This window comes from Pseudomonas sp. H3_E04, from assembly GCF_054668915.1.
In genome coordinates this window covers 3,233,372-3,246,696 of sequence record NZ_CP162797.1, presented here as the reverse complement: position 1 = coordinate 3,246,696, position 13,325 = coordinate 3,233,372, and the positions used below count along the sequence as shown (strand labels likewise).

The 13,325-nt window shown below is 49.4% G+C and carries 15 protein-coding genes and 1 pseudogene; 7 read left to right on the top strand and 9 right to left on the bottom strand.

Annotated features, from left to right (window positions below; translation table 11 throughout):
• Positions 1 to 92: 92 nt before the first annotated feature.
• The 3 genes from AB4N53_RS14525 to AB4N53_RS14515 form a co-directional block, all read right to left on the bottom strand.
• The gene (locus AB4N53_RS14525) at positions 93 to 2,012 is read right to left on the bottom strand and encodes an alkaline phosphatase D family protein (protein ID WP_460121308.1); all 1,920 of its coding nucleotides are present in this window, start codon (positions 2,010 to 2,012) and stop codon (positions 93 to 95) included.
• 71 nt (positions 2,013 to 2,083) lie between these two features.
• On the bottom strand, positions 2,084 to 2,836 hold the full coding sequence (locus AB4N53_RS14520) for a hypothetical protein (RefSeq protein WP_460121306.1): 753 nt from the start codon (positions 2,834 to 2,836) through the stop codon (positions 2,084 to 2,086).
• Positions 2,837 to 2,928: 92 nt separating this feature from the next.
• Positions 2,929 to 3,225, bottom strand: a complete 297-nt coding sequence (locus tag AB4N53_RS14515; RefSeq protein WP_460121304.1) for a hypothetical protein — start codon at positions 3,223 to 3,225, stop codon at positions 2,929 to 2,931.
• A gap of 237 nt (positions 3,226 to 3,462) precedes the next feature.
• Between AB4N53_RS14515 and AB4N53_RS14510 the strand changes: the two genes are divergently transcribed.
• The gene (locus tag AB4N53_RS14510; RefSeq protein WP_039761415.1) at positions 3,463 to 3,831 is read left to right on the top strand and encodes a PH domain-containing protein; all 369 of its coding nucleotides are present in this window, start codon (positions 3,463 to 3,465) and stop codon (positions 3,829 to 3,831) included.
• 18 nt (positions 3,832 to 3,849) lie between these two features.
• On the opposite strand, the gene AB4N53_RS14505 is transcribed toward AB4N53_RS14510, so the two are convergent.
• Entirely contained in the window at positions 3,850 to 4,179 is a 330-nt protein-coding gene (locus AB4N53_RS14505; protein WP_460121301.1) for a hypothetical protein, read from the bottom strand.
• A 220-nt stretch (positions 4,180 to 4,399) separates the two neighbouring features.
• On the opposite strand from AB4N53_RS14505, the gene AB4N53_RS14500 reads away from it, so the two are divergent.
• From AB4N53_RS14500 to AB4N53_RS14490, 3 genes and pseudogenes are all read left to right on the top strand, one after another.
• Positions 4,400 to 4,618: a DUF6429 family protein gene (locus tag AB4N53_RS14500; protein ID WP_460121299.1), complete on the top strand. Its 219-nt coding sequence runs from the start codon at positions 4,400 to 4,402 to the stop codon at positions 4,616 to 4,618.
• Between the two features lie 200 nt (positions 4,619 to 4,818).
• Positions 4,819 to 4,938, top strand: a pseudogene (locus tag AB4N53_RS14495) (PAAR domain-containing protein); the annotation flags it as partial.
• A 67-nt stretch (positions 4,939 to 5,005) separates the two neighbouring features.
• Positions 5,006 to 5,362, top strand: a complete 357-nt coding sequence (locus tag AB4N53_RS14490) for a DUF7079 family protein (RefSeq protein WP_460121297.1) — start codon at positions 5,006 to 5,008, stop codon at positions 5,360 to 5,362.
• A 437-nt stretch (positions 5,363 to 5,799) separates the two neighbouring features.
• Here AB4N53_RS14490 and AB4N53_RS14485 read toward each other — a convergent pair whose 3' ends face one another.
• Positions 5,800 to 6,354, bottom strand: a complete 555-nt coding sequence (locus AB4N53_RS14485; RefSeq protein WP_460121295.1) for a winged helix-turn-helix domain-containing protein — start codon at positions 6,352 to 6,354, stop codon at positions 5,800 to 5,802.
• A gap of 900 nt (positions 6,355 to 7,254) precedes the next feature.
• Between AB4N53_RS14485 and AB4N53_RS14480 the strand changes: the two genes are divergently transcribed.
• Complete coding sequence (locus AB4N53_RS14480; protein ID WP_253481967.1) at positions 7,255 to 7,524, top strand: type 1 glutamine amidotransferase family protein; 270 nt, start codon at positions 7,255 to 7,257, stop codon at positions 7,522 to 7,524.
• A gap of 90 nt (positions 7,525 to 7,614) precedes the next feature.
• Here AB4N53_RS14480 and AB4N53_RS14475 read toward each other — a convergent pair whose 3' ends face one another.
• Both AB4N53_RS14475 and AB4N53_RS14470 read right to left on the bottom strand, forming a co-directional pair.
• Positions 7,615 to 8,061, bottom strand: a complete 447-nt coding sequence (locus AB4N53_RS14475) for a hypothetical protein (protein WP_456025985.1) — start codon at positions 8,059 to 8,061, stop codon at positions 7,615 to 7,617.
• A 770-nt stretch (positions 8,062 to 8,831) separates the two neighbouring features.
• On the bottom strand, positions 8,832 to 9,071 hold the full coding sequence (locus AB4N53_RS14470; RefSeq protein WP_253481974.1) for a DUF2188 domain-containing protein: 240 nt from the start codon (positions 9,069 to 9,071) through the stop codon (positions 8,832 to 8,834).
• Positions 9,072 to 9,441: 370 nt separating this feature from the next.
• On the opposite strand from AB4N53_RS14470, the gene AB4N53_RS14465 reads away from it, so the two are divergent.
• Both AB4N53_RS14465 and AB4N53_RS14460 read left to right on the top strand, forming a co-directional pair.
• Complete coding sequence (locus AB4N53_RS14465; protein WP_460121292.1) at positions 9,442 to 10,626, top strand: hypothetical protein; 1,185 nt, start codon at positions 9,442 to 9,444, stop codon at positions 10,624 to 10,626.
• Entirely contained in the window at positions 10,623 to 11,114 is a 492-nt protein-coding gene (locus tag AB4N53_RS14460) for a hypothetical protein (protein WP_253481980.1), read from the top strand. Before AB4N53_RS14465 ends, AB4N53_RS14460 begins: the two co-directional genes overlap by 4 nt.
• A gap of 73 nt (positions 11,115 to 11,187) precedes the next feature.
• Here AB4N53_RS14460 and AB4N53_RS14455 read toward each other — a convergent pair whose 3' ends face one another.
• Together AB4N53_RS14455 and AB4N53_RS14450 are read right to left on the bottom strand one after the other, a co-directional pair.
• Positions 11,188 to 11,838: an HNH endonuclease gene (locus AB4N53_RS14455; protein ID WP_460121289.1), complete on the bottom strand. Its 651-nt coding sequence runs from the start codon at positions 11,836 to 11,838 to the stop codon at positions 11,188 to 11,190.
• Positions 11,822 to 13,204 carry an AAA family ATPase gene (locus tag AB4N53_RS14450; RefSeq protein WP_460121287.1) on the bottom strand — a complete coding sequence of 461 codons (1,383 nt, stop codon included), beginning with the start codon at positions 13,202 to 13,204 and terminating at the stop codon, positions 11,822 to 11,824. Before AB4N53_RS14450 ends, AB4N53_RS14455 begins: the two co-directional genes overlap by 17 nt.
• Between the last annotated feature and the right edge of the window lie 121 nt (positions 13,205 to 13,325).

Here is a 13,325-nt window from a genome sequence, read left to right as displayed (position 1 = left end):
CGTTTCCGAGAGGCTTGTAATCCTTATCAGCGGTAATTGTCAGCAGGTGGAGTGCCCATTGCAGGCACTCCACCAATGCTCAGAGTCTGGCCTCAATCCAGCTCATCCCTCAACTCCGGCGCCAGCATCCTCGTCTTCACGGCCCCATTCGAGTTGTGCTGAATAATCTCGCTCGGCTGCCCCTGTACATTGAAAAACACCTGTCCAATCCCTGCCGAATTCCACAACCGTTCCCCGGCCTCGGCATGTTCCGGCGTATACGGGACGATGCGCATCAGGCGGCGTTTGGTGAACCAGTTCAATGGCGAGCGCGGGGAGTAGAGCCAGCGGTTGAGGCGGTCGAACCATTCCAGCAGCGTTGGCGGGAATTCGTTCTTGATGCCGCTGCTGGTGATCTGCCAGATCCGTGGACCGGCCTTGCGGTGGCGGATCAGTACTTCGTAGACGAAGGAATAATGCACATCGCCGGACAGCACCACGTAGTTCCCCGGTGTACGCGAGTGTCGGAAAATGTTCAGGATCACCTGCGCCGCGCCGCGATGGGCCATCCAGTTTTCCGCGTCGACCAGCAGCGGATAGCCGCACCAGCTGAACACCTTCTGCACGGTTTCAATCAGCTTCACGCCGAAGATTGGCGCCGGCGAAACGATGATTGCCGATGGGTGATCGAGCAGTTCCTGTTGCAGTTCGCTCAAGGCTTCCCAATCGAGCAGGCCCGACGGCTGTTTGAGGGCCATCTCGCTGCGCCAGCGCCGAGTGCGCGTGTCGATTACCACCAGTGCCGGAGTGCTCGGCAGCACGAAATGCCACTGCTGAAAACGCAGCAACTGATCAATCAGATCGTCCTGCACCGGCATGTCCAGATAGCCGTCGTCACCACTGGCGCTCAGTTGTGCGGTCTGCTCCAGCATTCCTTTGAAAGCGTCCGGATTGTTGCCCCAGCCCTGACACAACAGATAAGCAATCAGAGCATTGCCAATGATGCGCTTGGAGAACGGATGGCCGTAGGCGGTTTCCTCCCACTGCGCAGAAAGATTCCAGTCATCAGTGATGTCGTGGTCATCGAAAATCATCAGGCTCGGCAGATGCGCCAGCGCCCGGGCGACGTTGCCCAGGCCCGCCTTGAAGGCATCAATGCGCGTCTGTTCAAGGTTGTAGCGCTTGCGGCGTTCCGGCGTCAGCGTCGGCGCGCTCGGATTGATCAGCGCCCACGGCGTCGGCGACCACACCAGCATGTACATCGCCATGACTTCGGCGAACGTCACCAGATGATTGTCAGCACTGCTACTGGTGAAAATCGGCTTACGCGCGCCACCGAAAAATCGCTCGCGCAAGGTCTCGTTGCTCTCCAGCGCCGGTAACAAATCCGCGCGGTGGTAGTAACTGGCCGGGTGTTCGTAGAGCTTGGCGCTGTCGCTGACCACGGCACCGTCAAGGTGCTCATCGAACAGACCCAGACGCTCGATCAAGGCATGAATCGCCCGCAGCATCGGGCCGGCGACGTCGTCGGCATAGACCTGATCACCGCTCATCATCAGCAGCGCTGGACGTTGTTGCGCATCGGTTTCGTCGGCCAGCAATTGATCGACGCAGAGCAAACCGTCGGTTGCCGGATGATGCGGCTTGCGGCAGGAGCCGTGGAGCAATTGGTCTATCCGCGAACGCACGACGAGGTTCGCGCAGGTGGCACCGGCGTAAAGCAGATGCGGCGCCCATTCAGCGATGCCGAGGCTGCCGTCGATCAGTAAGTCGTAGTCGATACGGGTGTCGCAGGGCAGGGCGCTTTCTAGTTGAACGTCGATCAGGTGCACGAAGGCATGACGGCCTACGGCAATCACCGTGCATTTCTGTGCATCGAGCGGAATATCTCCTACACCTTGCAGGCGCAAGGTCAGTGACAGTTCACGCGAGGCCACCAGCCACAGCACCACGCGCGTCGGCTCCAGCCGCCGCAGCAACGGGCCGGCCAGTACAGGAGGCAGCGAGTTAAGGTCATCGGGTGTTGAAAACATTGAAGGCAGAGTTCAAGGCGCACAGGCCGGCGATGATAGCGCAGCCGGCGCCTTGATCGCTTAAACGAGCCTTAAGAATCGACCTTCTTCAATTTCAGATCGATCAGTCGCCACGCGGCCTTGTCAGGATTGTTGCCGTCCACTTGCTGAACTGAACAATCGTAGGCATAGGGGACATCGTCGCCCAACATGTTGCGAGCGGTCAGGGTGCCGTTAATGCTGTAAGTCTGATCTTTGAACCGATGGCTGCTGGCGCTCTCGGCACCTGCGACGGAAGTCGCTGCTGCAAAACGCATGGCGCGCTTTATGAAGGGCTCGCACATCATGAACGCCATCAACGATCTGTCCGCATTCGCATTGCTGCCCGCCAGCCGGCGCGACACGACAAAGTCATTGCCCATGATGTCCTTGAAGTCCCTTTCGAGCAGCGAAGAGGGCAGGCGTTCGCTGTAGTTCGGCAACAGCGCGGACTCGGGCGGAGAGGGCTCGTTCTGAGGTGCGCTGGCGACATAGTCGACAAGGTTGTCGGAGGTATCCGGTGTGGAGGCGATCACTGGCATCAACCTGGACACGGTTTGTGTAACGGGCGCGGGGGAAGAAGAGGAGATTTCAGCCTCGTCGCTTTGCGTTGGTTCCACAGGGGAGCGCGGCGCCAGAGGGAATAAGGCGAGGGTGATCGACAGTACCACTAGGGCGACGATGAACCCGGCCAGAACACCAGCGAACGTGCCAAAGAACAGGTTCCAGCTGCCGCGGTTTTTCATCACCCAGCGCCACGTGAGGCCCCAGACGAGCAAAAACAACAGGAAATACAGAAACTCCATTTGATCCTTTTCCTTAAACCTTGAAATTCTTTAGATGACACACGAATCATTCCAACAAGGCTGCACGATAGCAAACCTGTTGGTCCGCCCTATCAGGCACTCAAAGGAATGAACCGAGTGAGCAGCATCAGCGTATCGAAACCAGCAAAAATGCCAAAAGCAGCGCCAATGATATGGCGTGTCAACTTGCTCGTGGGGCGTTTGCGTTGCATCACCCAAATCCAAACGCCGGCGAACGCGCCAAGGCTGCTGAGCACCATCAGCAGGGATCGCACAACGTGTGGCGACGATTGCATGCTTGTGTCGCCCACGAAACCCTCGTACACCGCTTTCACTACCAAGCCGACAACCCAACCAGCGAAACACCCGGCGAGGTTGGCTGTCACCAAGTTCCAATCACCTCGTTCGCCTACGACCCATACCCACGTTACGACCAGAGCTAGTACAAAAAGCCACCCATCCATTGCAATCCACTCCAGAAAAACGCTTTGATCGGGTAGGCGCCAGTGCCTCTCGAAAGATTTGGGCGCAAGATAACAAAATACTGGCATCGCGCCACTTTCGCATTAAGGGCGCGTCATTGAGCCAAAGCTTTACCGGGAGTTTTTTACTCAGAGGATGGACAGATGATCGACTTCAACAACAAAGGCTTCTTCAAACTCAAGCAGAACGATGAGTACGCCGAGCGCGTCACCGCGCTGCTACTGGAAGGCGAACAAGTCATCGATTCCTACAAAGCCATGCGTGACGGCGTGGTCTTCACCAACAAACGCATCATCGCCGTCAACGTCCAGGGCATCACCGGCAGCAAAAAGGATTTCACCTCACTGCCCTACAAAAACATCGTCGCCTACTCCGTGGAGACTTCGGGCACCTTCGATCTGGATTCGGAACTCGAGATCTACTTTTCGTCGCTAGGCAAAGTGAAATTCGAATTCACCGGCAAGACCTCGATGGTGGAGATTTCCAAATACATTTCCAGTTACCTGCTGTAATTACCCACCGCGCGGCACTCAAAGAATGTCGCGCAAATACCCCTTCAGCGCGAGGAGCGGCTGACCCAGTTGCTCCATCGATCGCGCCTGAGCCAACTCCGCCGACAACTTGCGCAACTCCCGCCCCAACGGCTTTTCGATCCCGCCCAAAGCATCCAGTGCCAGATTCAGGCATTCGTTCATCTTGAACTGAATGGACTCGACATCGCCGCGCTTCACCAGTAACTCGAAAACATCTTTCTGATAATCGCCCATGACCATGTCATCGCGCAGGATCGGGCTCAGCCCCTCTTCTTCGTAGGCGAGTTTGAGGGAGAAGAGGGCGACGGTTTCCAGTGAGGTTTCCATGGGGATGTCTGTCAATGAAGTGAAGGGCTTGAGCCCGATGTGCGAAGTACCAGCGGAAGTCTATTTTGCGGGCGCGATTATACGGGCGGTCATCGCATGCGAGGCAACCAGCAATCGGCCATCTAAACTTTCAAGCTCGCGCAGCATTGACATCCACTTTGATACGACGCTTTGATTACAAAAACTGAACATCAGCGGAGCGAACATCATGTAATACGACATGAAACTGATCGAAGACGCCGTCCTTGCTCTCCTGGCAGCCTATAGCTCCGATGACGGCAATGCGTGGAAGGGCTATGACTTCGAGATCATGAACCGCTTGCACGAACAGGGTTTGATCAGTAATCCGGTGAACCGGAACAAGTCGATATGGTTGACGAAGGAAGGGGTGGAGCGGGGGCGGGAGATTGCTGAGCGGATGTTTGCAGTCAAGGAGTAGGGAGGATCCGCGTCCCATTCTGAAACCTGAGTTGATGGCTAGGTAGAAAACGCCAGCGAAGAACCAACCGCGTTAACCGAAGCAACAGGTAGCGCGGTCTGGTGATCGAGCACTTTTTTGAATGATCGGTTGCGGCCGTCCAGGCTGAATTTCGTGATAGGTTTATCTCTCGAAAAGGATTTTTTTGACAGGAGTCATTCATGGCTAACCCAGCTGCCCGTAAAAGCGATCCCTCCAGCTGTCCTGTTCCAGGGCACGGAACGAACCCCATCGCGACCGGTTCGCCTGACGTTTTCTTCGATGGTTTGCCCGCAGCTCGCCTGCCGGTGGTATTGCAGGCGAAGCGGTAGCGAGTTCATTGGATGAAGAGTTAGAGGAGCTCACACATTGGGATATCTTCTGACCGAGCCACAACTGACAAAAGTTAGAGCCGCTCTTTCCGAGCCATTCAATGATTTTCCCGTGGAATATGATTATTTGGCGAATAAGGTGAGAGGTGTCGACCCTGAAATCCTTTACTCAATTCTTTATTCAGAGGTCGCGCCGGTGTGCTTTACCAATCTCGTTGCACCTGTGCCTCCGATATGGACGGGTTTCGACCCCGACATACTCAGAGAATCGATTGAGGAAAGGCTGGCAGCTAGAGAGCGAAACTGGTTTCGTCGCCAGTTCGATAAAGTGCTGGTTCGTTGGTTGAAGTACAACTACGCGTACATCTGGGAGGAAATCGAAAGTAGGCTTTGAGCTCGAACTAGCCGGGATCAGGCGATTATGACAGGGCGTTTGGCAAAACCTGCGGCACGTAACCGATCCGGCCAGTTCCCCAGCGTCAGGACATGGAGTCAGAGCAATTAATGCAGGTTCGATTGAGGTTTTTTGATGGCCTTGTTGCCCTAGACGGTTGGGCATTAGGCTAGCCGGTGGCGCGTTGGCCCCGGCGCCGCAAGAGTGAAAAGCTGGTTGCCCTGATTGTTTTGGAAAAAAGACAAAAACAACCCTCCACTTTCCTCCAGACGAAAAAAAAGGCCTTGCTTTCGCAAGACCTTTTTCTCTGTGTTGGTGCCCGAGGGAGACTCGCGCACTCCATATAACCCGTGTCTTGCAGAGCGATTATATGATTAGGGATACAGGTAGGGATACAAGCTCAGTAGTGCTGTATTCGATACCGCACCTTCGAAACGTTAGGGCAGAGACCAAAACGCATGCCTACCTTCTTTACGTTGGACGATTTTGCCTTCGGTATGCAGGTCCCCCAGCAAACGATACACGTATACCTTGCTGATGCTCATCCTCTCGTAAACGTCCTGGGTAGAAAGCTCGCCATCCACAAGCAAACTCAAGATTTTCTCTTTCCGAGAGTCCATTGATGCCTGTTCAACTGCACCACCAACCTTTTCCGTGATCCGTTGAACCTGTTCAGCCGATAGAGCTACCTCGTCACCGACAACCTTCGTCAAGCTGCCGATGACCTCCAGTTTCACGGCCTCCTTCAGGCGGAGGGACTCCAAGTACATCTCCTCATCTGCAAAATCGCTTGGTGCATAAAGGACTGTATGGTTCCAGTTCAGTAGTGCGAAGAACGTTCCCACGATCAGGATCGGAAAAATCATGACGAAGTAAACGAATACAGATTGAATTTCGGGGGGAAGGTTGATGAGCGATATTGTCGCGAAGCCTTCCGCTAGGGTGGAAAATATTGCTACGACAGTTAGCGGATTGCTGACCTTGGTGGCCATCTTTAGTCCTTTGTGATTGCCCTGGGGGAGCGAAGCTTAGCCGCGTTTCACAACTTTGACGACTACTCCTTGGTTGCGTGGGTGCCTGCGTGGGAATTCTCAAACAATGGAGGGGGCCCCTAGAGCTTTTCCAGTAGTACGGGGTCGGAAACCCGCGGGGCTTCGTTAGTGGGAGGACTGAAGAGTTACTGAAATTTCAGTCATTGAAATTGAAAGAAACACATCGAAAAACAGCCACCCTTACCATATCGGTAATGGTGACCTCAGGTAGGCCATTCCATAGGGCAAATGCACAGGTGAACCGGCAGTTCACCGGGTTCACCTGTTCACTAAGCTGGGAGTTCTCCCGCTAACGAGGTCCTGCGGGTTTCCGACCCCGTGTCCAAATAATAGACTCAGGGACCCCAGCCCCTGATTGGAGGCTGGTGCTTCCCTTCGCTGGGGGATGGATGCTTCCGGGGAGCGGGGTATCTCTCTCAAAACCAGTGTTACGCGGGTTACTGGTGTAACGGATTAATCTAACTCACTGTATTTATTGAATATTTTATAGGTAACACTGGTGCCCTTTGTCGGTGGAGAGATGTGTTACAGACCCGGCCCGTGTAACGCTTAGGGTGAGGTTATTATTTCCTGTCGGGTCATTAGGGCTTTTCGTGTTGACTAACAAATAGGAACATTGCCGCGTTTATTGTGCCGTTTTAGCGTTCAATTCTCCCCTTCATCGTCAAGCTTTATAAAGCGCAAGATCCTGATTTTAATGAGAATTGTTAATGTTTTGGTGTTTGTCTTCTGAGACAAATCCCTAGGAGGCTGGCTTTCGAAAAGTTGGATGATTCAATAATCCTGACTACGCTTTCGAACTGATATCAATTCGATATTTTTAAGCGAATGGAGGCGGCGATGGCATCGGTCTTGATCACGTACGATCTGATTTCCCCAGGAAAAAAATACACAGAGCTTCACGATGCAATAAAAGCATTGGGCTCGTGGTGGCATTGCGTCGAGTCAACCTGGATTATTAAGTCCGACCTTTCACTTGTGCAGATCCGCGACCAGTTGAAGAAACATGTCGATTCTAATGACAAGCTGCTGGTCTTAGGGCTCTCAGGTGCAGGAGCTTGGGTTGGCTTAGATAAAAATTGCTCTGATTGGCTTACCAATAATCTTTAGACGATTTTGCCCCCTTAGCTGGGGGCGTTATCGCATACATTCGAACGTATTTTATCTATATGGGGTGTAGCCTCGGGGTCTTGGATAAACTCATGCAGGTGGGACGCAACTGCTAGTGGACGACGAGTCGAACGCGAAAGGGAACTCCCATGCGCATTCATCCTTCAGGCGATCAAAAAGTTTTTGCTGATCGTTTAGTTCCCTGTGGTCGGCTAAATCTAAGTAATAATTTAATCCTACATGTTCATAATATATCAGCCATTCTCCTGTCAACGCTCCTCTATTCTTTCTCGCCTCAATCCCCCCATAGACGATGGCGTGTGATACACGGTTGGCCTTAGCCTCCCAGTACTTTTCCATGTTTGTATCATCCTCATCTGCCATCAAAACTTCACGTAACTTCAGCTTCAGCAATTCCTGTTTCACGGCGTATTCGCCGAACCATTTGTTCAGGACGTTCTGGGGCAGATGCCTTGCGTCATAGTAATGCTTGTGCCAGAACCGTCCTAAAATTGGGCCTCTGAACTTTTCTGCCATTTTTGTACCGGTAGGGCGACTTGTCGGTGTTTTTTCAAGCAGTGCGATCTCATCTAATACCGAGAATTTACTGATCCTTCTGAGTGAGGAATAGTATTGAAGTCGCAATGCTAGGCACTGACTTATGCGATGCGAGTAGGGCTGCGATAGGCATACGTTTTTTTTAAGTAGCAGTGATTCATATCGACACAGCAAGGGCATTAGGTTTTCCCCTATAGGTTCTTACGATATCTACAGCAAGTACGTGTTGAAGCAAAATCAGTTTTTACTATACTCGACCCATGGTATCGATAACTGTAACGAAACCCATGAGAATAGGTGTAGATTTGAAGCTTGCGTACGCCATTATTGGCAGGCCCAAAGCAAAGCACTTGCCGGAGGCGGTGAAGGTCCAGACTCAAACTCCTAGCCGTATGAGCTAGACGTCCAGCGCCGATGAGCTGTCGCCTGCCAATTACTGTGCCGGTGAGTTAGTCGTGGAACTGGAGACTGTCGGGGCTTTGGATATGGCGAGTATCGAGGGTCTGTAAGGCGTCTTCGCCGATGCCACCGGGCGCACGGGCAGGAATAAGCTCAGTGATGGGCTAAGGAATTGACAAAGAGAAATTGTACGCTTAGGTCGAAAAAAAACGCGGTGTGCGAGTGCATGGCAGCCAACATCGACGGCGATCCCGGTTGGGGCCTGGGTGATTCGCCTGTGGGGCAGCAGTGCGCTCACGACGGGAGCCGCTGCGCACTTGGGCAATATTGAATGCTGAAGGGGGCTGAGCTTAGCCTTTTGGCGGGCTGGGGTCGTTACCAGGGGCAATTGTGTCTTTGTCGCGGATCCGTCCATCAACCCCCTTCGTGGTCAGCTCTCCTCCCCCTTGATTCTTGAGCATCTCGCGAGCGGCTTTTTGAGCTTCTGCTTGGGTGTTATGGACGCTTGATGCGCGTTCTGAGTCATTGCGCTTGTTTTCCCAGGTTCCATCTGGTCGCTTGGATATCGTCCTGTCTCTGTCTTTACTCATGGTTGGCTCCCTCAGGGATTTGTGGTCACTACTTTATAGACCAAACCCACAAAGGGCGCGCGCAATGATTTCAAGGGCTATGAGGTCTCTCGCTTTCATCCATCCAATCTCCGTTAGGAAAGCTACCATTTAGCTGATGGGATCAGAATTATGATTGCCCCATGTCTCTCATGCTGCTACATAAGTGAAAGCGTGAATCTATGGAAGCAAACACACAGAGGTCCGGGCTCTTAGCTGGTGGGAGATAACAAGGTGGGCTAGGAGTGGTGCGTGACTTGATCACTACGACCTAATTGTAAAGGCTTTGAAGTAACATGATTGCGGACGAGTCAAAGAGTTTTCGCCATAAAATCAAGGAAGTGAATTGTAGATGTCAAAATTCAAGCGTGAACACAACTATGGATACCTAAATTTCTTTGAGATCGAACAAAGTGGCCTTTATCGAGTTCAAAGAAAAACCTCTGGTGACGAAATTGTATCTAAGAATCATGGGCTGGGAACTAGTCAAGTATTTCGCGAGCTTGTAAATTGGGTAAAAGGGAGAGGTTTTAAGGAGACAGCTCCTTGGCCGAGTAAAGGGAAAGCGGATAACGATCCAGTGATGTGCTATTGCCGGGAAATTAAAGAATTTCCTAATGGAGATTTTTTGGTTGTGCTGTGGAAGCATGATCCAACGGACACGCGAGGCTTTCGGGGTCTTGAGTTGGGAACAGATGGGAAACCTACCGGTAACTATATAGCTAGCGGGGCGTCGAGTACCGGAGAGAACTATGTGTGGGGGCACCCATGCTACTATTGGGTTATTCCTGAAAAGAATATGGTGGTGTCAATAAAGTTTGACGATTCAAAGTGTGACTCGGAGTTGATGCAGAAATGGGTGAATTATTGTGTAAGGTATCGGCTTAAGTTTCCAGGTTATAATTCGCGTCAGCCAGGTGATTCAGAAACTAGAATTTCATTTAGCACTCCGGAAAGTCCCGAGACCTATAACTTGCTTTACCGGTTTTCGACAAATATCAAAATATTTAAGACTAGTGAGGAGTATCTAGAAAGAATATGTGAGACAACGAAATACATGCTCCTTCGTAACGAAGTTACCGTGAGCGATGAGGCTAGGAATGCTGAGATGGAGGTTGTGGTTTCGGGTAAAGATGGTTTAGATAAAGCAAATATAGAAATATTCAACTATTTTCAGTCGTTTATGACTAGGTTCTTTCCCAAAGAAAGGGAAACAGATGATAGTGTTCGCAAAGTCGAAATAAAGCTGGAAGCTACTCCTACAATGGAGCAGATGAAAGAGTTAATAAGCTACTCGTCGGGGTTTAGTGAGAACGGTTGGGCGGATGTTATCTTTATTGATGAAAATGATAATGGTACGTCTATAAAGCAGCATAGGATAGTGGAGCGGATAGTGCTACCTCCTACAATTGATGCATATAGCTGTGATCAGCTTTATAGCATTGTCTCACAATCTCGGGATACGTATTTGCCTCTTGTTGACAGTGGAGGAGAAGTTAGGGTTAATCCTGAATCTGTCACTGGAACACGTTTATGAAAGCTATCATTGCCTGTTTTGTGGCGCCTTTGATAATGCTTTTCTTAAGAATTGATATTGATGCTGGGTCGATATCTAATATTCTTGGTTTATTAGTCGCAATTGCGGGTGCTATTTTTACTATTATGAGTATCTGGGTGGCATTTCTTTATCCCAATGTACTTAAGACTCTGAAAGGAGAAAACCTAGTAAATGTTGATTTCTCTGCAGGAGGTGAGGATACTGCACGACTTAAAGAAATTATAAGTGTAATTGTTCAGTCTGCGTCAACAATGATAGCTGCTGTTGTGTTGCTAATCCTCGTCTCAACTATAAATGAATTTGGTTTGGGCGTGAGATTGTGGGTGGCAGGTGTAATTCAGTTTGTGCTTCTATTTGTCAGTGGTCTGCAAATCTGCGCGTTGATTAGTACAATTAGAATAAATCTTAGTTTTATGGATTTACTAGAAAAGCACAGAAGCAAGAGGGCCAAAGACTGGGATACCTGATAAAACATCCTGATTCTGGTCTAGCGCAATTCTAATAAGTTTTTTTGCGCTAGCCAGGCAGGTTTTTTGCGGACTAAGCCGGGCGCGGGATTAAAGCTCTTATTTTGTCAAAAACTTCCCGTTGTTCAATGTCAGTTCCGCTTTGAAATTTTTGCATCATTTGGAAGTAATCAAAATCATCTATTACACCTTCCTCGTGACCATATTTGTGGGTTGCAATATTTAACTTACAAATTCCTATCGTGAAGTGTCCTTTAGGGGTCTTGTCTACGTAAAATATCCCTGTTCTGACTATATGCTCTGAATATTCATCAATGTGCGGGTGCACGATTTTAAATCTTCTAGTGGATCTTGGATACGTCTGAGCAGCTCCATTGCACGTATCCATTTCATCGTCATTTATCGCATTTCCGTTATTCTTCGCAGTATTGCAGTCCGCACAAATCACGCAAAGGTTTTTTGGTTCGAAAATAAAGCTCTGAAATAATGATTTGGGTAATATATGTTCAACGTGTGCATTGCCAGCGGCATGAAGGGAAATAGCTTTCATGCAATACGGACATAGACCTCTTTGAACATCTCGGTAGAAGCGGCGTATATTTGAACGTATCTCTTGGAGATCGTCGCATCCCCAGTCTCTATAATTAAAGCCCTGGTCCATTAAGTCTTTTATTGTTTTTTGCTCAATTTTGGAAAAACTGTAGCAGTCATTGATGTGTGGCATAGTAGTTGCACACCTCTGCTACTGAGTCAATAAGTTCAATGTTGGGGTCGCCAAGTTCGAGGTTAGATTTTATTTGATATAGCCGAGAAAGCATCTTTTCATCAATCAACATGATCGATTTTTGTGCTTTGACTTTCGTTAGAAGGGTAAAGGCAATTCTAGAGACATATTCATTCATCATGCCAGGAGAGTCGAAAAGCTCGGTAAGCTGGTAATCGGCAGAGCGCTGATGAAAGTCAGATGCATTGTGAAGAATGTTGTCATCCATTGTAGTGATGAAGCAGTTTTTATGTGAGAGTCTTGAAACAATTTGGGGGGAGTGTGTCGCAATGATAAAGTGGCAGTCATAATAACTTCTAAAAATATTAATGATCAGATCCATGAATTTGGCCTGCCAAGATGGATGCAGACTAATTTCCGGCTCATCAATCAATATCAAGGAGTTATGCTTAATATGCCCTGCAATTCCTAAGATCATGACTAGCAAACATTGTTCGCCGGAGCTGGCGCGACGCAGCGACATTTCATGTGTGCCCCTGCTACTAGTCGTTTTTGTTATTTTTAGATCGTAAAGCTTTACTAAGTTGGAAGAAAGTAATACTAGCAAAGATGATACGATCTCTTTGCTTACAAAACCTGTCCCGTGTTTGCTCGAATAGTCAAAGTCTAGTTTGAAAAACATACCTCTTTGGTGCTCAATATGATCCCATAGTACTGCTAAGGCATGCCTGATTTTAGCGCGCGACTCTTGGTTTTCTTCAACGTATTTTAGAAAGGTGGATTCATCCATCATTTCTTTCAGAACGTCTGGTTCATCGTTGTAAAAATCCGGAATCATACCCTCGAACGAGAATTGAATTCGACCGCCCTCAGGTGTCTTAATCTCTATTTTTTGACGCAGATTAAGTCTGAATACAAAGTTTAATGTAGGTTTAAGTGAAAGTAGGTCGAAAATCTCTATCAAATTTTCATGCTGTTCTGTTTCTAGATACTTAGTCATTAGCCCTTTGGCTGCTGATAAGATTAGTGCCATTTGATTGGACGTTACAGCGCTACTTGCGCGCATTCCAATATAGCTGTAAGCCGACGAAGCATTTAGGTCTCTGCGAGCTGCGGGAAATTTATCAAAGGGGCTTGTTGATACCGCGATTATTTTTGACGGTAGTGAGTTCAACTGTCCGACGTAATACTTTGACTCTTTGTCGAGTAACGGTTTGGAAAAATTTGAAACTAATTCGGCAAGCAGTCGACTTTTTCCAACACCGTTTTTTCCCAGGATCACTGTAAACCGGTTATCTGACGACGACCCTTTCCGGGCCAAAGGTATGAATTTACCCAAAAATGGAAAATCAGTGATCTGAACCATGATGCCAATCCATTGCGATCTGTCTGTACATGGTGGACCTCCCTAAATTTTAGGTGAGACAACCCCCCTTAAAATTGGATCGTAGCACATAGCCATGTTTTGTATAGTAGTACTATCGTGC